The 19,544-nt window shown below is 71.3% G+C and carries 15 protein-coding genes; 11 read left to right on the top strand and 4 right to left on the bottom strand.

Annotated elements, in window-relative coordinates; all coding sequences use genetic code 11:
* Positions 1-114: 114 nt before the first annotated feature.
* Positions 115-3,207, bottom strand: a complete 3,093-nt coding sequence (locus tag ACFZBU_RS36580; RefSeq protein ID WP_391588050.1) for a hypothetical protein — start codon at positions 3,205-3,207, stop codon at positions 115-117.
* A 348-nt stretch (positions 3,208-3,555) separates the two neighbouring features.
* The gene (locus ACFZBU_RS36575) at positions 3,556-4,050 is read right to left on the bottom strand and encodes a hypothetical protein (protein WP_391588049.1); all 495 of its coding nucleotides are present in this window, start codon (positions 4,048-4,050) and stop codon (positions 3,556-3,558) included.
* Between the two features lie 469 nt (positions 4,051-4,519).
* Between ACFZBU_RS36575 and ACFZBU_RS36570 the strand changes: the two genes are divergently transcribed.
* Entirely contained in the window at positions 4,520-5,050 is a 531-nt protein-coding gene (locus ACFZBU_RS36570) for a hypothetical protein (RefSeq protein ID WP_391588048.1), read from the top strand.
* A gap of 146 nt (positions 5,051-5,196) precedes the next feature.
* Positions 5,197-5,625, top strand: a complete 429-nt coding sequence (locus ACFZBU_RS36565; RefSeq protein ID WP_391588047.1) for a hypothetical protein — start codon at positions 5,197-5,199, stop codon at positions 5,623-5,625.
* 178 nt (positions 5,626-5,803) lie between these two features.
* On the opposite strand, the gene ACFZBU_RS36560 is transcribed toward ACFZBU_RS36565, so the two are convergent.
* Both ACFZBU_RS36560 and ACFZBU_RS36555 read right to left on the bottom strand, forming a co-directional pair.
* Complete coding sequence (locus ACFZBU_RS36560) at positions 5,804-6,172, bottom strand: hypothetical protein (RefSeq protein ID WP_391588046.1); 369 nt, start codon at positions 6,170-6,172, stop codon at positions 5,804-5,806.
* 852 nt (positions 6,173-7,024) lie between these two features.
* On the bottom strand, positions 7,025-8,722 hold the full coding sequence (locus ACFZBU_RS36555; RefSeq protein ID WP_391588045.1) for an aldehyde dehydrogenase family protein: 1,698 nt from the start codon (positions 8,720-8,722) through the stop codon (positions 7,025-7,027).
* Between the two features lie 213 nt (positions 8,723-8,935).
* Here ACFZBU_RS36555 and ACFZBU_RS36550 point away from each other — a divergent pair, with 213 nt between their 5' ends.
* The 9 genes from ACFZBU_RS36550 to ACFZBU_RS36510 all read left to right on the top strand — a co-directional run bounded on the left by ACFZBU_RS36550 (position 8,936) and on the right by ACFZBU_RS36510 (position 19,405).
* Positions 8,936-10,021, top strand: a complete 1,086-nt coding sequence (locus ACFZBU_RS36550) for a hypothetical protein (protein ID WP_391588044.1) — start codon at positions 8,936-8,938, stop codon at positions 10,019-10,021.
* 299 nt (positions 10,022-10,320) lie between these two features.
* On the top strand, positions 10,321-11,409 hold the full coding sequence (locus ACFZBU_RS36545) for a hypothetical protein (RefSeq protein ID WP_391588043.1): 1,089 nt from the start codon (positions 10,321-10,323) through the stop codon (positions 11,407-11,409).
* A 76-nt stretch (positions 11,410-11,485) separates the two neighbouring features.
* Positions 11,486-12,229: a hypothetical protein gene (locus ACFZBU_RS36540; protein WP_391588042.1), complete on the top strand. Its 744-nt coding sequence runs from the start codon at positions 11,486-11,488 to the stop codon at positions 12,227-12,229.
* 32 nt (positions 12,230-12,261) lie between these two features.
* Positions 12,262-13,032 carry a hypothetical protein gene (locus ACFZBU_RS36535; protein WP_391588041.1) on the top strand — a complete coding sequence of 257 codons (771 nt, stop codon included), beginning with the start codon at positions 12,262-12,264 and terminating at the stop codon, positions 13,030-13,032.
* The gene (locus ACFZBU_RS36530) at positions 13,029-14,147 is read left to right on the top strand and encodes a M14 family metallopeptidase (RefSeq protein ID WP_391588040.1); all 1,119 of its coding nucleotides are present in this window, start codon (positions 13,029-13,031) and stop codon (positions 14,145-14,147) included. Before ACFZBU_RS36535 ends, ACFZBU_RS36530 begins: the two co-directional genes overlap by 4 nt.
* A 48-nt stretch (positions 14,148-14,195) precedes the next feature.
* Positions 14,196-15,944, top strand: coding sequence for a fatty acyl-AMP ligase (locus ACFZBU_RS36525; RefSeq protein WP_391588039.1), 1,749 nt, complete (start codon positions 14,196-14,198; stop codon positions 15,942-15,944).
* Positions 15,941-17,062, top strand: a complete 1,122-nt coding sequence (locus tag ACFZBU_RS36520) for a thioesterase domain-containing protein (protein WP_391588038.1) — start codon at positions 15,941-15,943, stop codon at positions 17,060-17,062. The genes ACFZBU_RS36525 and ACFZBU_RS36520 overlap by 4 nt, the downstream gene beginning before the upstream one ends.
* Positions 17,049-18,416 carry an aspartate aminotransferase family protein gene (locus ACFZBU_RS36515; RefSeq protein WP_391588037.1) on the top strand — a complete coding sequence of 456 codons (1,368 nt, stop codon included), beginning with the start codon at positions 17,049-17,051 and terminating at the stop codon, positions 18,414-18,416. The genes ACFZBU_RS36520 and ACFZBU_RS36515 overlap by 14 nt, the downstream gene beginning before the upstream one ends.
* Positions 18,413-19,405 (top strand): aldo/keto reductase, encoded by a 993-nt coding sequence (locus ACFZBU_RS36510; RefSeq protein ID WP_391588036.1) that lies wholly within the window; start codon positions 18,413-18,415, stop codon positions 19,403-19,405. Before ACFZBU_RS36515 ends, ACFZBU_RS36510 begins: the two co-directional genes overlap by 4 nt.
* Positions 19,406-19,544 lie beyond the last annotated feature (139 nt).

The raw sequence follows: 19,544 nt of genomic DNA, 5'->3' as shown, positions 1-19,544 counted from the left end.
CTTTTAATGTGGTTGGCGTTATTTTGGGGGGGGGGGGGGGGTGGGCGCGGGGGGGGGGCGGGGTGGGGGGGGGGGGGGGGGGGGGGGGGGCCCCCCCCCCCCACGGCGCGGTGGTCAGGCCTTCGCGCCGGAATCCCCACCGGACGCGGGGGCGGACCCGGACGCGGGCGCGGGGGTGGGCTTGGGCGTGTCGGTCTTGCCGCCCTGGTTGAGCATCCCGCCGAGGGCGCTGAGGTTGCCGCCTCCGCCGGTCAGGGCCGGTGCCGCCTTGCCGGCCGCGTCGACCGCGATCTGGGCCATCTTCTGGAGGTGTTCGGTGGCGGTCTTCAGGGCTTCCTGGGCGCGTACGCCGGCTTCCTTGTCGTTGGTGGCGGCGGCTTCGATGCCCTTGCTGAGTACCTGGCTCATGGCATTGAGGCCGCTCATGTCGCGGAACAGGTTCGCGGTGGCGATGGCCTGCGCCGTCTGGAGGCCGACCGGGTCGGGCATCACCACCGTCGGCGCGAACTTCGCCTGGGAGGCGCCCATGCCGGCCGCCGTGGTGTCGAGGTTCTGCGCGCGTGAGGCAGTGGACACTGGGGCGATGTCGGCCGGTGTGATCTGGAGGGGCGAGTCCTTCCAGTTCCAGAAGCGGGTGAGGTCGATCTTCTCGGCCGAGTTGGACCGGCCGAGGACGGCCTCGGCGAAGACGCCGTTGGTGGCGATGGCGATCGTGTTGGTCACCGGTGCTCCGAACGTGTTGTCGCTCGTCTTGCGGGAGTCGGTCCACTCCTGTCGTTCCTCCTCGCCGGCGAAGTTCCAGCGGAAGCCGAGGTAGTTGCCGGTGGCCGCGACCGGCTTCGGGTCCAGCAGGGAACCGAGAGGGACCGGCGCGGCGGTCGAACCCGCCGGGGCGTAGGAGTAGTTGGCGAGGATGCGGCTGAGCGTCAGCTCGTCTGCGTTGGCCCACACGGCCTGGCTGTAGTGCCGACGGTTGTCGTTCAGGTGGTCCAGGACCGCCTGGGGCACGTTCCCGCCCCGCACGTGGAAGCCGAGCGACGCGACGTAGGTGCGGCTGCCGGACTTCACCGTCGAGCCGAACAGCCCGCAGATGGCCGAGGCGCCCCCGGCGTCCTCGGACAGGTCGGGTGCGACGGTGGTGGTCGCGGCGACGCCGAAGTTGGCCACGCCCGAGGTCATCTTCAGGCGCAGCCCGGCGAGGCTGCCGCGGGCGGTTTTGCCGGACCAGGCGTCGTAGGAGATCAGCTTGTCGGCGGCGCCGAAGGTGTAGGTCGCCTGCTGTGTGCCGGCTGCGGCGATGTCGCCGCAGCCGAAGGTGTGGCTGGGGAAGATGATCTGGATGCCGCGGATTGCGGTGTCGTCGGACCAGACGTCGATTCTGGACGCGTAGGAGGAGTCTTCCTTCGGCTGGTCGTCGAAGGCTACGGGTGTCTCTCGTCCCAGGATCCGGCGTATTGTCCCGTTGTTCATCAGCACCCAGTAGTCGGCGGCGGCGGCTGAGGCGATCTGTGCCAGGCCGGTGACGCTCTGGAGGCCGTCGGCCGTGGGGCGGACCATGGTCGTCGCGCCGGACTCCAGCAGGAGGGGCATGGTTTCGGTGCTGGACTGGGGCTGGACGACGGCCCAGAGCGCGCCGTCGGACGTGGCGGACAGGCGCTGCACGCCCGTTGCGTTCCGCTGCGTCCAGCCGGTGCCGCTGCGCTCGTAGACGACCCCTTGCCGGGAGTACCACAGCTTGTCCTTGCCGGTGACCGCGATGTCGTCGGCCGTGATGCCCAGGCCCGTCCATCCGTTCTGGCCACGCTGATAAATTCTGTTGTCGGTACCGACGGTGGAGACCGTGTCGTCCGTGCCGCAGGCGATGCGCAGCCCCCAGGCGGTCGGGTCGGTTCGCCAGGTCGTCCCGTCGAACTGGACGACCATGTGGTCGGTGGCTCGTAGTGCCCAGACGGTGTTCTTGCCCGGTGCGATGCGGGACAGGCCCCCGCCCAGCCCCGTGGTGGGCAGCGCGTTCCACCGCTGCGTCGCCGGGTCGAACCGGACCGGGGCGCCGTCGGCCTTGCGCACCCCGTACACGCCCATCGTCGAAGCGGCGATGTCGGCCAGCTCCATCCCCTCGAAGTCCTGCCTGGTCGGCACCTCCGGTGCCGCGCACGCGTCGAGCCTGCGCACGGCGGTGTCGAACGGGTTCGCCGCGCGGATCTTCGCCGCCCAGTCGACCGGTGCCACCGACGCGAGTACCTCCTTGTACCGCTGGAGGCTGGTGTGGGTGAAGGTGAGTTCCTGCAGCGGGATGAACAGGCAGCGTTCGAGCTTGGTCGGCTTGGTCGTGACGGAGTAGACCTGAACGACCTCGTAGTACTGCACCGACATCGCGTGCATGTGGTTGTAGTTGGTGACGACCCGGGTGAGGACCTGGTCCTTCTCCGTCTGCGTCGTCTCGCGCACGACCGTCATGTTCCGGCTGCGGACTGCGGTCGCCAGCTGTTGGGTCCGCGCGCTGATCCGCTGCGTCGCCTCGGTCGCGACCGACTTCACGCCCGTGGAGCGCGACACCGACGTCGCGATGCCCGTGTTCGACGACTTGCTCCAGTTGCCGCCGGCGCCGATGCCGAAGAGTGCGACGCCGACGCTGCCGCCTGAGCTGGACGACTGGCTGGACTGGAACCCCAGGGAGCTGCCGTCCTGCTCCTCGCGGGCGATGGCGTTCGCGACCTCGCTGATCGACCGGTTCTGGTCGGTGGTGCCGGCCAGCGCCTCGTCCTCGGACGCCGTCTCGGTGCCGGTGGCCCTGGTGGTGCGCTGCCAGTCGACGACCGCGACCTTGGTGCTCTCACCGGGCGCGAGCGCGAGGCTGTGCAGCAGCCGGCCGAGCGTGACGCCCTGCGCCGACCAGCTCTGCTCCGTGGTGACGATCATGCCCTCGGCCGGGCGGTCGTAGAACGGCAGGTTCTCCTCACCGAGGTCGATGGCGCCGGTCAGCTTGCGCGCCGGTTTCGCCCCGGGGATGTCGGTGAGCACCACCGAGCGGTACCGGACGATCTCCGTCGGGTAGTTGCCGGTGGTCGGAAGCAGATCCGTCGGCGTCGGACCGTCGAGCATCGCCTTGTCCACTTCGAACTTGGGCGACGTACTCGCCGGGGCCGGCGCGCTCGCCGGCGTCGTCGCCGGCGTGGTGGCAGGTGTTCCGGTGCTCGGGGTGCTCATCACGATTCCTGTCTGCGAAGGAAATGAGGAAGCTGCCGGCATGGCCGCCAGGACCTGGAGCGCCTGGCCATAGGCGCATGACGCCTTCCGGATCGCTCGAAAAGCTACACAGTCTGATCACAACAGCGGCGCACTTCACCGAACTTGGCCGGAATCAGCGCCCGACCCGGCCTCCCTCCAGCAGTGCCCGCTCCAGGGCGCCGTTCCCCCGCGCGCCCGGGTGCCAGACCTTCGCTGCGAGCACCACATGCCCGCCGACCTCGAACCGCAGCTACTGCGCCCTGTAAGGCAAGACGACGTGCGGCCCGGGGTCTTCCAGTACGAACAGGGTCATAAAGTGGCCGCACGTCACAAAACGCCTTGCCATTCGAAACGGAGACAGGCTCGGCCACCTGTTCCCGCTCGGTCGGGGCCGGCAGCACGTGCCTTCGGAAGTTCCGATTCTCTTTCTGAAACGATCAGTTGGGCCTGGGGTCTGTCGAAGTCTGCGTCTTCTGTTCGAGGGGTGAGCACGGTGACTCCGCTGCTGCGTTCAAGTTTTGCCCGCAGGGCCTGGTTTTCCATCGTGAGGCGGCGGATGTGGTCTTCGTAGATGTGAACGTGCCCGGATGCCTCATGCACCTCGACGTAGCGGAACTCGGTGACCGCTATCCAGCACTTGTCGCTGCTACCGGGGAGCTTCAGGGTGAGCGAGTTCGTGTCGATTGCCGTACCGAAAGCCAATACGGCCTCCGACGGGTACAGCGTGCGGTCGATGACAGCGCGTGCACGTGCAGCGTCCATGGTCGGTCCCTCATCGCGGCGGCCCATGTGCTCAAAGCAGACCGCAGCGTAGTCGAGCACGCCCCAGGAACCAGGCTCAAGGCAGGTCACGCGCCTCGCATGACCATGCGCCTGTCGGTTGGCCGGCCGTTCGTTGACGGCACCCCAACTCGCGCCAGAAATGGCGGTGTTGGGGAACGTCGGGGTGTCGGGGATCTGGGCACGCCCCCGGATCCTCGCTAGCCTTCCTGCGCGCTGGATCGGGGCCGAGGAGCCGGGCCGGACGTGCGGAGTCGTCACCATGCGGGGCGGGCGTCTCCAAGGCCGTGTCGTCCGACCCTCGGGCCGGCCCCAGCGCCGTCGAGACACCGATGACCGGGAGGGGAACGACCGCATGGCTTCCACGGATGGATCACGTCGCGGCACCCCGTATGAAGCGCGCGCGGAAGCACCCGACGTACCGAAGGAACCTCTGTCCGAACCACAACGGTGGGCGTCTCCCCCACCCGCGTCCTCGCGCCGGACGGCCGGATGGCGGGTATCCGGCGCGGTGGCGGCTGACGCACTGTTACTCGCGGGCTGTTCCGACGCGAAGGCCGAGAGGCCGCCGAACGTCGCCGCGCTCGACCCGTGCGCCCTACTCACCGGCAAGGAACTGGACGAGTTGCGATTGGAGGTGTTCACGCACGACGAGGACGGCCGGCGACGGCGCTCGTGCACGTTCACTTCGACGAGCGTCCTCATCGGGATCGGCGAGAAGGATGTGATCGACACGTTGAAGCTCACCGTTTGGGACAACCCCGGTCCGAACGACTCCTCCCCCGACGCGAAGAGCATGGCCGAGGCGTCCCGGCGGGCCGGAAACGAGGACCTCACGACGATGACGGTCAAGGGCAGGGAGATCTACCGGGTGGGTCAGCCGACGTCCAGGGAGTCCGCCCTGTACTTCCCCGTGAACGCAACCTCGACGGTGTCGGCCGGAGTATCGGCGGTCTCGGCCTCGGCGAAGTATCCGCTTTCCGATCTGGTGAAGTGGATCGAGGCAAAGCTGCCTGCGCGCCCGACCGCCAACGGCCAATGACCGCCGAATTGGCCGGTGGCACGTGAAGCAGGGCCCCTCCCGCGCTCCTCCTGCCCCCGCCGGCTTCAGGACATCCAGTTGCCGATTCCGCCCCACCGCCGGTTGAGAATGCGCTCAGCCATCTCTTCCTCGGCTGATGCCTCGGGATGGAGGCGTTCGCGGCGAGCACCGGTCGAGGCAAGCGCAGTTCCAGCAACGATCGGGCGAACGTCGCACACCGGCAACGGCGTTCCGGCATCGTCGCGGAGCGGGTTCGTGGGACCCCGTGGGAGCGCATCGGCCGCGCGCTGCACACCGGTGCCGAGGAGGCCGAGAAGACGTGGGCTCCCAAGGTGCGGCGCTGGGAGGAGCGGACACGCGTGCAATCGGACCAGGTGCGCGATCCCGGCGGGTACGCGTTCGTGGTCGACAATTACGCGGTGACGGGCCTTCCGCCCCGGCGACCGGCCGAACCACCGCAGCCGTTGACGCCTTCGCTCGATGCCGCCGCGTCGATCACCGGGCGCGACGTCGCGGACGCCGACCGGAGGTTCGCGGGCGTTCGGGAGTGTGCCCACTGCGGCTGTGCCGCGTAGCGGTCCTCGGCACGGGTGGTCGACCGACGGCCCGCCGCGCGGCCGCGCCGAGCATTCGGCGGGTCGCGCGTGGTTGGGGGTCAGGCCCGGCCGTCCTCGTCGCCGTGGCCGTCGTGTGCGGCCTGGGGAGCGAGTTCGCGAAGTCGGGCGGCGGTGTACTGCAACCGTTGTGCCTCGATCACCAGTTGCTCGGCCGCGGGGGAACGCTCGTCAACGGGCCGGCGAGGTTGGCCCGGTGGACGTAGCGGGCGCCGATCACCACGGTGGGCTCGGGGTCGGCCAGGCGCTGCGGTGCGTCCTCCGGGCCGACCGGGGACCACATGACGGTGGTGTCGGCGGTAACGACCAAGGCCCAGTCGTCCTCGGAGCCGGGTTCGCTGCGGGTGATCTCGTCGGCCCACAGCGGGGTGTCGGCCGGGAGCTGGGCCGAAACGCGGGCGAGGTCGCCGGTGGTCTCGAACAGGCGGGGCGGGTTGAGGATCGCGCGTACGGCCGCGAGCCGTTCACTGCACTCGTCGCCGGCCGCGCGGTCTTCGTCGGTGGTCATGCCGTCTCGTTTCCGTGGTCGGTGATGGACCGGTCCTCGCCCAGACCGGCGTAGATCTCGGTGCCCGGCCGCCCGCGATGTCGTGGGCGATGGTGCGGTAGCGGCCCGCGGTGTCGCGGAGTTCGTCGGCCAACGGGTCTCCACTGCGGCGAGTTCCTCGTACAGCGTGGCCTGCGCGCACGGCCGTCGCCCAGGCGGATCGCGAGTTCGAGTTGTACGCCTCGGTCGCGGCCACGCTCGCGGGGGGCCTCCGTCGAAGCGGCGACGTCTTTGCTCTGTCCGTCTCCCATACCGAACTGCCCGATCTTCACCAGACCGATCGGATAGGTAGCATCTTCGGACCTGATGGAGGTGCCGGACGAGTGGCGGTTGTGGCATCCCCTGCATCCGAGCCCGGCCGAGGCCGCGGCAACCGACCTGTCGCGAGTGGGACCGCGGACGGTGGTCTGGCTCACCGAGGCCCAGACCTACCTCGAACCCGCGGGTGTCGGGCAGCGGATCGCCACGGGCCTGCGCGAGTTGCTGAACGATCCGGGGCGCGGGCCGGTCCTGGTCCTGGCCGTCCCCGGGATTCGGACCTGCTCGTCCAGGACCGCTACGGCCATCCCGCTCAGTTCGAACTTGATCGGCTCGACGCTGGAACGTGGACGGCCCGACCTCACCGAGCCCGTCCTGCGTCGCACAGTTGCGGACGGCCCTCGCGAATCGGGGCGAGGAGTTCGAGGCGTCGAGCGGACTGGCCTCATCCGCGAGCGACTGCGCGGGCATCTGCGCCCCGGGTCGACGGCGTCAAGGGCCGTGGCGGGCAAGACACAGGCTCCCGTCGGAGACCTCGTGAACTGCCGTGCCCCCTCAGCCGCGGAGGGCCGAGGTCAGCACGGCGTTGAGGCCGCGGAGGGTGGGGCGGGCGGCGAAGGCCAGGAGCAGCCGGCCGGTGGTGTGGGCGGTGCGGTTGTGGACGAACCACGGCGGCACGGGCGACAGCGACCACTGCCCGGTCAGAACCGAGCGGGGAAACGGGCGGAAGGGTCCGGTGATCACGGTGCGCTCCGCATGGGGGAGCAGCAGCGCGTTGTGGACGGAGCCGATGCCGCTGCCGACGGCGGTCGGGGTGTGGCCGGGGTGGGCGCCCCACACCGCGTAGGGCAGGACGTAGCCCAGTGCCGTCCAGCAGTTGACGCCCACGGTCCCGTAGCGGAGTTCGGCGATCGCCTCCTCCAGTCGGGGGCCGAGGTCGCGCAGGGTGCGCGGGTGGGCGACGAGGTTCGCGCCGAGGGTGCCTGCCAGGGCGGAGTTGCAGAACTCGACCGCGTGGCACAGGAATTCCTGCGGGGTCCGGCCGGGAAGCGTGGTGACGGCGAGTACGGGTGCGAAGAACTCGGTGCGGAAGGCGTCGGCGTCCGTGTCGGAGGCGATCGCGGTCAGGAGGGTGCGCGGGACTTCGGCGTCGTCCAGGAGTTCGGCGCCCGGGTGGCCGGCGGCTGCCCGCGCCCGGCGTTCGGCTGCCCCGGGGTAGTAGGCGACGCGGGCGGGCGCGGATCGCAGAGCGTCGCGCAGGGCGTCGAGGAAGTCCTCGCGGGCGTTCCAGTGTTCGGGCAGGACGGCAACCTGGGTGGCCGCGCAGTTGAAGCCGTTGTTGTTCAGTTTCTGGGCCGCGAGGTGCCGTGCCTGGTAGCGCACGTCCGCGCGGGTCCAGGGTCCGGGGAGGACGATCGTGGGCCCCACGCCGCCGAGTTCGCTGGTGACCGGCTTGTGGAGTAGGGGGCGGCCCCGTGTCTTGCGTTCGGCCCCTGCGGGTCCCGGGCCGAAGACGATCGCGTCGTGGGTGGCGGCGCTGCCGGTGACGTGCACGGCGGTGACGGCGTCGTCGTCTACCAACGCGGCCCCGGTCTCGGCGCCGCCCGTCGTGATGCGGAGGAAGCCTCGGGCGACGAACGGCGCGAAGACCTCCTCCAGGACCGGGGCGAGATAGTCGTTGACCGGATTGAGCTTCAGCAGGACGACTCGGTCGACCGCGTAGAGCTGGTGAAGTACGTCGAGGGGTGCGATGGAGTTGATGTTTCCCGCGCCCAGGACCAGGCAGACGCCCGGGTCCGTATCGACGGGTCGGCCCGCGCTCGCGCGGGCGGCGGCCTCGTCCACGCCGGGGGCGAGCCACACCTCGCCTCGGAAGCCGTTCAGGAGCAGTCGGTCGTAGCGGTCGAACGGCAGTACGCGCACGGCGGTTCGGTCGCCGGGTCGGGCGGTGAAGCGCGTGCCCCGGAGCGGATCGCGCCCGTCGCGGGCCGCCGTGAGGGTCCGGGTCAGCGCGTCGATGTAGCGCAGCAGCGGGTAGGGGCCGGTGAACCACTCCTCTCCGGCCGCCGGGGTGTCGGGATCGATGCCCTTGGCCTGGCAGGACTTCCGGACCCACCGGTCCGCCGCGGCGACGAGCCGCGGACGCGTGGCCAGCAACAGCTCGATCCGCCCGGTGATCGGCAGGGCGGCCCACACGGCCGAGGCGCCGCGTAGCACCACGGCTTCCCGGGGCGAGGGGTGCGTCTGGTCCACTCGGTTCCTCTCGTTCGCTCCGGCCGCTCGGCGCTCGGGTCGGGGCACGACGTAGCGAACATGCCCTGTGTGCTGCCCGGTTGGCAATCGCCGCAGACCCGGCCGGCCCCCGGGACTCCGTGTGGTGGATGTCCGGTAGACGCTCCGTAGACCCCGCTGTGCCTACGTTTCATGCCATCGGCGGTGAGCGATCGGCTAGGAGGAAAATCGCGGATGGATTCGATCATCACGGTTGATCCCGATCGGCTGCAACAGTTCGGTGCCCCGCAGGGGGCGGTGTTCTGTCTGGTGACCAACCCCGAGCTGATGGGCCGAGTCGAGATCGTCAGGAGCGGCGCCTACCGGGACTATCTGACCGTCCCGATGGGCGAGGGCGAGCGGTTCGAGGACGTCCTGCGCGAGCGGGTGCCCGAACCCGCTCACGTGCTGGCGATCTCCCCGGGCACCTTCTTCGCTTCGCCGCGTCCCGAGGATCTCGGGCCCCGGCGCAAGCTCATGGCGATGGCGTGCAACTCCACGCCCACCTCGCTGGAGACCGTGCGGCACTTCCTCGGCGTCATGGAGCGCACCTCCGCAACGGAACAGGGCACGTTCTCCGACATCTTCTTCGACCGCCTGGAGCAGGCCGAGTACCTGGTGTACCGCGACGACCGGCGCGGCACCCGGGCGATCCTGCGCCATCTCGAGGACGGTCTGGAGTGGAATCAGCAGGCCGGGCCCCTGGACTGGGGCGAGCAGCAGATTGTGCCGTCCGGCGAAGTCAGCGTGCTGCCCGTGGAGATCACCGAGTTCCACGAGGACATGCGGCTGCCCCTGGAGGGCGAGATCGTCCTGAGCGGATACCCGATCCTGCACAACGGCACCCCGTCGTACACCCGCCGGGACCAGGCCCGCGTCCACGCCCGGCTGACCCCGATGGGCGAGCACGCCGTCGTCGCCCGCGTCGAGGACGGGGCCATCACCGACCTGCGCGCCGACACACCCGGTGCCGCCCCCGTGGTGGACATGCTCAACGCGATGTTCGCGGTCGACTCGCGCTACCGCATCGTGTGGGAGATCGGCCACGCGCTCAACACGAGCCTGGACCTGCTCCCGGGCAACCACGCGATGAACGAGGTGTACGGGGGCACGGAAGGTTGTCTGCACTGGGGCCTGGGCCTGACCCCGTACACGCAGTACCACCTCGACATCATCGCCCCCGGCACCACGGTCTACACCGATGCCGGGACCCGCGTCCTGGGTGTCGACGGCGGTTATCGCACGGACCGTGTCGCGGTAGCGGCACCGGATCCGGCGTAGGGCCGCCCCAGGGATCTCCCGGTGAGGGAGGAGCCGTCCGAGCCGTCGGGGAGGAGGAGCCGCCGTGGAGCAGCAGACCGCCAAGAAGGTCGTGGTCAAGAAGATCAAGGTCAAGAAGAACAGCAACTACCTGGGCACCCTTCTGGGCTGACCGAGGCGCTGGCGACAGCAGGCGGGTGGGCCGGCCGACGTTCGGCCCACCCGTTCATCCGTCGTCGCACATCCGGCCTGTAGCAGCCGACACCGCGCTTCGAGGCCTGCACAGTCAGCACTCCGAGTCCGAGCCGGGAGGAAACCGCGTGGAGCCCCCTCTGGTCGTACGCCCGGCGGCGTGCCCGCAGTTCGCCGACCCCAAAGGCGTCTTCTGCCTGGTCACCGGCACCGAATCGGCGGACGACTTCGTCATCGAGGGTCCGCACGGCTACGACGAGGCCGTCGTCGTCGCTCTCGGCCCGACCGACACCCTCGAGGACGTGCTGACATCCGGGACGCCGGAGGCGGCCGACGTCCTGGTCGTACTCCCGGGTGCGTTCGTCGCCTCCCCCGACCCGGCGGTAGTCGGCCGGCGCCGGGTTGCCGTCATGCCCTGCGGATCGACGCCCGTGCGCACGGAGCACATCCGCTACTTCCTGTCCGTGATGGAACGCACCGATCCGGCCGCGCAGGCCGCACGGGCCGACCGCTTCTTCACGGCCCTGGAACAGGCGGACACCGTGTGCATCGTCGACGGCGCGCAGGGCACCTCGTGCGCGCTCGCGCTGGACGACCCGGACCTGGAGTTCAACCTCCAGGCCGGCTTCCTGGAGCCCGGCGAGCAGCAGATCGTCCCCGGCGGCGAGGTGGGCATCCTGCCGATGGCCATCACCGGCTTCGACGCCGCCCGGCGCCTGGCCCTCGACGGCGAACTCACCCTGCGTGGCTGGCCGATCGTGCACGCCGGCTACGACCCGAGCCTGGCCGACGAGCAGGCCGCCCTGTTCGACCGCCTGCTCCCGCTGAGCCGACACCCCGTCGTGCTGACCGTCACCGCCGGGGTGATCACCGCCTGCCGCCCAGGGACGAACCACCCCGCCGGCGCAAGCGCCGCCGCAGCCCTGGACGCGCTCCTGGCCGCCGACGAGCGCTACCGCCCGGTGTGGGAACTCGGCTTCGGCATCAACACCGACATGGACATCGTCCCGGCGAACTGCGGCCTCAACGAGGTGTACGGGGCCCGCAACGGGGTGGTGCACCTGGGCCTGGGCCTGACGCCGTTCACCCGCTTCGCGCTCACGTTCCTGTGCCCGGGAGCGGCCGTCGTCGACGGCACGGGCGAGGTCCTGCTGGGCGCCGACGGCGCAGCGCGGCGCATCAGACGGACCAGGACCGCAGGATGCGGCTGCCACTGACGGCCGCCGGTCGTACGCACCCGGCACACACGCGCAGGCGCACGGATACGCACCCGGACAGCGAGGAGAGACCGCGATGACCACGAAGAACACCACCTTCCGGTCCCGGGTGGACGCCTACCTCGACCTGTGCATCAAGGACTTCTACGAGAACATCCCCTTCGCCCGGCACCAGTTGGAGTCGAAGGAGATCAACCTCGCCTACTACAAGCGGCACAACATCGAGACGATCCTGCGACTGCGCCGCAAGCGCACCATCGACGCGCTCGCGCTGCGCCACTGGACCAAGACCGACCCGGCCACGGCCAAGAAGTGGGCGCACTACACCGAGGACGAGATGCTGCACGACGTCCTGTTCGCAGCCGACCTGGAGAAGGTCGGCGTGAGCAAGCAGGAGATCTACTCCACCGAACCGCTGCTGTCGACGAAGCTGCTGACCGGCTATCTCCAATACGGCCTGGAGTACGAGGACAGCCCGCTCGCCCTGGTCGCCAGCGTCTACTTCGTCGAGTACACCACGACCCGCACCCAGCCGGACTGGCTGGACAACCTGGAGAAGACCCTCGGCAAGGACAAGATCAAGGGCCAGCGCGCGCACGTGGGCACCGATCTGAACGACGAGCACGACGACTTCGTCTGGGACGTCCTGGCCACGTTGGTCACCACCCCCGAGAGCGAGGCCCGCACCCTGGTCCACCTCAGGGACGTCTACCAACTCTGGCAGCTGTACTTCCTGGAGATCTACCGCCTCACCGTCGACCCGCAGCAGCGCCTGGACCTGCCCACACCCGTACCCGTACCCGTACCCGTCGACGCATGAGCGGGCCGGCGACAGAGGGACGGCGCGACGCGATGGCGACGATCACAGCAGGCCGACCGGCCGTGGAGGCGGTGCACCTGAGGCCACCGGGAGAGCTGACCGCGGAGCGGGAGGAGTGGCTGGTCGACGGCCTCGTCGATGCGCTGCCCGGCCTGCGGATGCGGGAACTGTTCACCCTGCGGCGCGACATGTTCCGCTCCGCCGACCTGATCACCGTCGCGGTCGAGCGCGCCAGCGGTGCCGCAGTCGGCGTGCTGTGTTCCCGGACGGAGCGACTGGCCACCGGCGCCACGCTGCTCAACGTGACCACGCAGTTCGTCGCCGAGCAGATGCGCCACGGGTTCGTCTTCCGCGCCGGCTGGGGCGCCCACTTCGCCGCACTGGGCCACGGCGGCGACCCCGCCGGCCTGCCGCGGCTGATCGCGCTCAAGACGTACAACCCGGTGGTCCTGTGCGGCATGCGGGCCTTCACCAGGATCCCCGGCACCTCCCTGTATCCCGACTGCCGGGGCGGGCCCCAGGACCCGGAGCGCATGCAGACGGCCGAGCGGATCGCCGCGGTGATGGCCCCCGGATACCCGTTCGACCCCAAGAGCGGGGTGATCTCGGGCGCCGGTGTGCCGGCGGACCTCTACCCGCACCGGCCGCTGTGCCGCGACGCCGAGATCAACGACCACTTCGCGCGCAACACCCGGCCCGGCGACCGCGTCCTGTGCGTCTTCGACGTCGGGACGGTGGAGGCGGCGGCCGCGCTGCTGAGCGCGTTTCGCGCGGGCCCGGCGACACCGCAGGAGCCGCGGTGACCGCCTCGCCCCTCGCTGACTGCTTCGCGGACGACTACCCGGCGGCGCGGCACACCTTCCGCACCCGGGCGAAGGCGCGCGGCGCCACCCCCCGCGCGTTCCGCAACGATCGCGGAACGGGCCCCGGCGGCGAGGAGCTGTACACCGACGTGGTCCGGTTCGGGCCGGCGGACGCGCGCAGGGTGATCCTGTGCGTCAGCGGCACCCACGGCATCGAAGGCTACGCGGGGTCCGCCGTGCAATCCGCCCTCGTCGCACACGGGTTCCCCTACGACACCCCCGATGTCGCCTTCGTCGCCGTGCACGCCCTCAACCCCTTCGGCTTCGCGCACCGCCGCCGGGTCAACGAGGACAACGTCGACCTCAACCGCAACTTCGTCGACCATGACGGGCCGCCGGCCAACGAGCGCTACCGAGACCTCCACGCGGCGCTGGTCCCCGACGACTGGGAGGGGCCGAGCCACCGCGAGGCGGACGCCCGGCTGGCCGACTTCGCCGCCGCGCACGGCGGCAGAGCCCTCCAACAGACCGTCACCCAGGGGCAGTGGACCCACCCGGACGGACTCTTCTACGGTGGCACCGCACCGGTGTGGTCGCACGAAGTGCTGCGGACCGCGGTCGCCGCGTACACCGCCGGCGCCGAGGCCGTGGCCTACATCGACCTGCACACCGGCCTCGGCGCGTGGGCCCGCGTGGAACCGATCTTCCGGGGCGGCCGCGACCCGCACGCCCCGGCGCGCGCCCGCGCCTGGTACGGCCCCGGCTTGACGGACTCCGCGGCGGGAACGTCCAGTTCGACCCCGATCGTCGGCAACACCGCGAGCCTGGTGGCGGAAGTGCTCGGGGAGGGTCCGCTGCTGACCGCGATCACCCTGGAGATGGGCACGATCGCCGGCTTCGAGGTGCTCACGGCGCTGCGCGCCGACAACTGGCTGTGGCAGCACCCCGACGACCGGCCCGCCCTGGCGACCGACGTCGGGCGGCGCATGAGCGCGGCGTTCTACCCGGACGACCCGGGCTGGCGCGAGGCCGTACTCCGGGCGGCGACCGACGTCTTCCACGCCGCCCTGGTCGGACTCGCCCCCACGGCGCGACCCCGGCTCCGGCGACGGTGACCCTTCCATCCCCCGCTCGCACGCACACAAGAACGGACTGCACACGACATGTCGATCGGTTCGATCCCCCGGCCGGTGGCCGCCGGGCCGACCGCGCTGCTCCGCAACCGGGCGCAGCAGAACCCGCAGGCGCGCGCCTTCCGCTTCGTGGCGGACTCGCGCGACCCGGACGCGCCCGGGAACACCGCCACGGTCACCGCCGGCGCACTCGACGCGCGGGCCTCGGCGCTGGCCGCCGCATTGCGCGATCGGGTGGCCCCCGGCGAGCGGGTGCTGTTGCTGCACCCGCCCGGCCCCGAGTACGTCGCGGCGTTCTTCGGCTGCCTGTACGCGGGCGTGGTGGCGGTCCCGGCGAACCCGCCCGACACCCCGGCGGGCGCCGCCCGGGTGGCCGCGATCGTGCGCGACGCGCGGCCCGCGGTGTTCGCGACGACCGCCCGGCACCTGGCGGATTACCGGGCCAAGGTGGTGCACCCCGACGGGCGCGCCGTGCCGGGCCTGGCCACCGACACCGTCGACGACCGTGTCGCCGACGGTCGGGACCGCTCGGCGGCGGACGGCGACATCGCCTTCCTCCAGTACACCTCCGGATCCACCGGGGACCCGCGCGGAGTGGTGGTCACCCACGCCGGCCTGACCGCCAACATGGCGGCGATGCGCGACCGCTTCCGGCTGACGCCGCAGGACCGGCAGGTCTCGTGGCTGCCGCCCTATCACGACATGGGCCTGATCCTGGGCGTCCTGTTGCCCGTCTGCACGGGCATCGACGTGGTCCTGTCCTCGCCGTTCGAGTTCATGGTCGACCCGGCGACCTGGCCGGCGAACCTGTCCCGCTTCGCCGGCACCTTCAGCGCCGCGCCCAACTTCGCGTACGACCTGTGCGTGCGCAAGAGCACCGACGAACACGTCGCGGCGCTGGACCTGTCCGCGTGGCGGCTCGCCGTCAACGGCGCCGAGCCGGTGCGGCGCGCGACCGTCGAACGCTTCGCGAAGCGGTTCGCCGCGGCCGGATTCGGCGCCGGGCGGATCGCGCCGGGCTACGGTCTCGCCGAGGCGACCCTCATGGTGTCCGGCCCCGACCCGGGCGTCGGCCTTCGGACCGTGACCCCGACCCACGCGGGTCCGCCGTCCGGCGAGTGCGTCGGGGTCGGCCGGGCCGTCGCGGACACCGAGGTGCGCATCGTCGCGCCCGACACCCTGCGCACCCGCCCCGAGGGCGCCGAGGGCGAAATCTGGGTACGCGGGCCCGGCGTGGCGGCAGGGTACTGGGCGCGCCCGGAGGCGACGACCGCAACCTTCGGGGCCCGCCCGGCCGACGCCCCCGAGGCCGGCCCGTACCTGCGGACCGGTGATCTGGGGTTGCTGCGCGACGGGGAGGTGTACGTCACCGGGCGCATCAAGGACGTCCTGATCGTGCACGGGCAAAACCACTATCCCCAGGACGTCGAGGAGGCCGTGTGGTCCGCGGATCCGCGGATCAGGCCCGGTTGCGTGGCCGCCTTCGACGCCTTCGAGGGGTCGGACGCCGGGCGGGGCGACGGTTCGTGTCCGGTCGTGGTGGCCGAGTACGACGGTGCGCCCGACGACGCCGAGGCGGTCGCCGGCGCGGCGCTGCGGGCGGTGGCGCGCGACTGCGGGCTGCGCCTGGCCGAGGTCGTCCTGGTCCGCAGGCGCACTGTCCCCAAGACCAGTGCCGGCAAGATCCGCAGGAGCGCCGCGAAGGACTCCTACCTGGGCGGCGGCCTCGACGAGGTCGCCCGGGTGGCGGAACCCCGGCGCGGGACGGCCCGAGGATGAGGGCCGATACGGAGGACCCGACGATGCGGGCGGCCCACTCGTCGGCGCGGGAGCCGCGCACCGGCCTGGAGAAGACCCTGGGCGATCTGTGGACGCGCGTGTTCGGCGTCCCGGTCGGCATGAACGACGACTTCTTCGACCTCGGCGGCGACTCGCTCCTCGCCGCCGAGCTGATCGCCTGTGTCGAGGCCGAGTTGGGCGTGCGCCTGCCCCGGCGCGGCGCCGCCGACTTCCCGACGGTGCGGCACATGGCGCGGTGGATCGCGACCCGAAGCCCTGAGGACGCCGCCGAACACACCCTGGTGCGGTTCGCCCCGGCCGGCGGGCGTCCGGCACTGTTCTGCGTGCACGGGATGGGCGGGCACGTGCTGGTGTTCGGCCGGCTCGCCCGGCGCCTGGACCACCTCGTCGAGCTGTACGGATTCGAGTCGGTCGGCCGCAACGACGAGGCGCGCGGCGACCGCACGGTGGCCGACATGGCCACCCGGTACCTGCGCCACATGAGGCGCGTCCAGCCGCACGGCCCGTACCTGCTCGGCGGCTACTCGATAGGCGGTGCCGTGGCCCTGGAGATGGCCGCACGCCTGGTCGCCGACGGCGAGCGGGTCGAGCACGTCCTGCTGCTCGACTGTGATCTCCGGCCGCCCGACCCGGCGGCGATCCGGGCGCGCACGGTGGAGTTCGTCGCCCGCGCCTTGGGCCTCGACCCGCCGGTCAGCGCGCCCTACGCGGACCTGGACGCCGCCGCCGAGGAGATCTGCCGACGCGCGGGCGGCGCGGGCAAGGGTCCGACCCCGGGCCAGGTGCGTCGGTTCGCCGCGATCTATACGGAGAACGCCGAGGCCCTGTCGAGCTTCGTACCGCCGCCGTACGCCGGGGACATGACGCTCGTGTGGACCCGCGAGGGCACCCGGGGCGGCGCGGCCGGCGACGCCGGGGCGCCGATCGGACCGGCCGCCTACGGTTGGCAGCCGTACCTCGACGCGGGGACGCTGCGCGCCGTCGAAGTGCCGGGCGATCACTGGACGCTGTTTTCCACGCATGTGCGCGCATTGGCCGAGACGTGCGAAGCCCTGCTCGGCCCGATCACGACAAGGATTTGTGATGACCACAGTTGAGTACCCGGCAGTGCCCACCGAAGACGCCGCCGCCGCTGTCGATCGACGCGAACGCGAGCTGCTGGCCGCCGCGCAGCGCTACAGCTTCCGCGGTCGGATCGACACGAGCGCCTTCTCCGGGCCGGTGTTCGCGTCCGCGCGCGGCTCCGTCGTCACGGATCTGCACGGCAACGACTACCTGGACTTCAACTCGGGGCAGATGTGCGCCGCGCTGGGCCACAACCATCCGCGCATCCTGGCCGCCATCCAGGAGGCGTGCGCGACGATGCTGCACGCGCACAGCAGCCACTTCAACGTCAAGGAAATCGAACTGGCCGCCCGGCTGGGCGAGTTGCTTCCCGATCCGCTCACCCGCAGCCTATTCGGCGCGTCCGGGGCGGACGCCAACGAACTGGCCCTGCTGCTCGCCCGGATCTACACCGGCGGCCGCGAGGTCTTCAGCCCGCACGTGAGCTATCACGGCCTGTCCGCGGGCACCCGCTCGCTCACCTTCGCGGGCTGGCGCCGCAGCCACGACCCGCAGAGCGGCGACGCCCACGCGATCCTGGCCCCCTACTGCTACCGGTGCCCACTGGCCAAGTCGTTCCCCTCGTGCGGATTCGCCTGCCTGGACGCGAGCTTCGAGCTCGTCGACGCCCAGTCCACCGGCCAACCCGCCGCCGTGATCACCGAACCGCTGTTCAGCGCAGGCGGGGTCATCGACCCGCCCCAGGGCTGGCTGGCCCGGTTGCGGGACCTGTGCCACGAGCGGGGCATGCTCCTGGTGGTCGACGACGAACAGACCGGCCTGGGCAAGCTCGGCACGATGTTCGGCTTCATCGACGAGGACGGCACCGAGGTCGTGCCCGACATCGTCACCCTCGCCAAGCACCTGGGCGGCGGCGTCGACCTCAGCTCGGTCACCACGACCGACGAGATCGAGGCCAAGGTCGTCGACGCCGGGCTCACCGTCACCCGCTCGCACAGCAACGACCCGCTGCCGTGCGCGGCCGGCATCGCCAGCATCGACATCGTCGTCGAGGAGGACGTCCCCGCCAAGGCCCGCGCGCTGGGCCGACGGCTGCGCGAGCATCTGACCGCGCTCGGCGAGAAGTTCGACCTCATCGGCGACATCCGCGGTCGCGGCATGCTCATCGGGATCGAGCTCGTGCGCGATCGCGACAGCAAGGAGCCCGCGTACGACGAGGGCAACGAGATCGGTCGGCGCTGCTTCGAGGCCGGGCTCATCTTCAGTATGCGCCGCGGTGGCAGCGTGTTGCGCTTCGTGCCCCCCGCGAGCACCACGCTCTCCCAGGTCGACCAGGGCATGGAGACCTTCGCCAAGGTGCTGGAGGAGGTGTGCGCCGGTTCATGACGCAGCCGCTGCCGACCCGGCGCCTGGGGTCCCTGGAGGTGTCGGCCCTGGGGCTCGGGTGCATGGGCATGACCGATTTCTACGGGTCCACCGCGCCGGACACGGCGGTGCGCACCATCCGGGAGGCGATCGACCTGGGCGTGACGCTGTTGGACACGGCGGACGTGTACGGGCCGCACACCGGCGAGGAACTCCTCGGCAGGGCCGTCGCGGGCCGGCGCGAACAGGTCGTGATCGCCACCAAGTTCGGGTTGCGGCGCGGGCCGGGGAACACCTGGCTCGGGGTGGACGGCAGCCCCGGGTACGCCAAGGCGTGCTGCGACGCGTCGTTGCGCAGGCTCGGGGTCGACCGCATCGACCTGTTCCAGCTCCATCGGGTCGACCCGGCGGTTCCCGTCGAGGAGACCGTCGGCGCGCTCGGCGAGCTGGTCGCGGCCGGGAAGGTCGGGCACATCGGCCTGTCCGAGGCGTCCGCGGCCACCGTCCGTCGGGCGCATGCGACGCACCCGGTGGCCGCGGTGCAGAGCGAGTACTCGCTGTGGACCCGCGACGTGGAGGGCGGGTTGTTGGCGACGCTGCGCGAGCTGGGCATCGGCTTCGTCGCCTACAGCCCGCTGGGCCGGGGGTTCCTCACCGGGACGCTGACCTCGGCCGACGCGTTCGCCGAAGGCGACTACCGCCGCTCCAGCCCACGCTTCCAGGCGGAGAACTTCACCGCCAACCTCGCGCTCGTCGAGCCGTTGCGGCGTCTCGCGCGGGCCCGGGGCGTCTCCCCCGCACAGCTCGCCCTGGCCTGGCTGCTGTCGCGGGGCGAGGACGTCGTCCCCATTCCCGGAACGAAGCGGTCGCGCTGCCTCAGGGAGAACATCGCGGCGACCGGGTTTCGCCTCACCCCGCAGGAGGCGACCGTGGTGGGGGAGGCGATCTCGCCGGAACGGGCGGCGGGCGATCGCTACCCCGCGCACCGGATGGCGGAACTCGACGGCTGAGCGCACGGCGCGCACCCGACGCGGACATATCCCGACGGGTCCGGATACCCGGCCCGTTCGGGGTACGTCCCAGGCATGACGGGGGGAGGTCGAGGACAGGAGGACGGGCTTGTCCCCCGCTTTCGGGAAGAGACGGTCA

This window comes from Embleya sp. NPDC008237 (assembly GCF_042956465.1).
Classification (GTDB): domain Bacteria; phylum Actinomycetota; class Actinomycetes; order Streptomycetales; family Streptomycetaceae; genus Embleya.
The sequence above is the reverse complement of the archived record's forward strand: the minus strand, read 5'-3'. Positions and strand labels throughout refer to the sequence as shown.

What these genes read in the sequence shown, in the direction of transcription:
- ACFZBU_RS36580 (WP_391588050.1), bottom strand. Translation starts at nt 3,207, where the DNA reads ATGAGCACCCCGAGCACCGGAACACCTGCCACCACGCCGGCGACGACG.
- ACFZBU_RS36565 (WP_391588047.1), top strand. Translation starts at nt 5,197, where the DNA reads ATGGAGGCGTTCGCGGCGAGCACCGGTCGAGGCAAGCGCAGTTCCAGC.
- ACFZBU_RS36560 (WP_391588046.1), bottom strand. Translation starts at nt 6,172, where the DNA reads ATGACCACCGACGAAGACCGCGCGGCCGGCGACGAGTGCAGTGAACGG.
- ACFZBU_RS36550 (WP_391588044.1), top strand. Translation starts at nt 8,936, where the DNA reads ATGGATTCGATCATCACGGTTGATCCCGATCGGCTGCAACAGTTCGGT.
- ACFZBU_RS36540 (WP_391588042.1), top strand. Translation starts at nt 11,486, where the DNA reads ATGACCACGAAGAACACCACCTTCCGGTCCCGGGTGGACGCCTACCTC.
- ACFZBU_RS36535 (WP_391588041.1), top strand. Translation starts at nt 12,262, where the DNA reads ATGGCGACGATCACAGCAGGCCGACCGGCCGTGGAGGCGGTGCACCTG.
- ACFZBU_RS36525 (WP_391588039.1), top strand. Translation starts at nt 14,196, where the DNA reads ATGTCGATCGGTTCGATCCCCCGGCCGGTGGCCGCCGGGCCGACCGCG.
- ACFZBU_RS36520 (WP_391588038.1), top strand. Translation starts at nt 15,941, where the DNA reads ATGAGGGCCGATACGGAGGACCCGACGATGCGGGCGGCCCACTCGTCG.
- ACFZBU_RS36515 (WP_391588037.1), top strand. Translation starts at nt 17,049, where the DNA reads ATGACCACAGTTGAGTACCCGGCAGTGCCCACCGAAGACGCCGCCGCC.
- ACFZBU_RS36510 (WP_391588036.1), top strand. Translation starts at nt 18,413, where the DNA reads ATGACGCAGCCGCTGCCGACCCGGCGCCTGGGGTCCCTGGAGGTGTCG.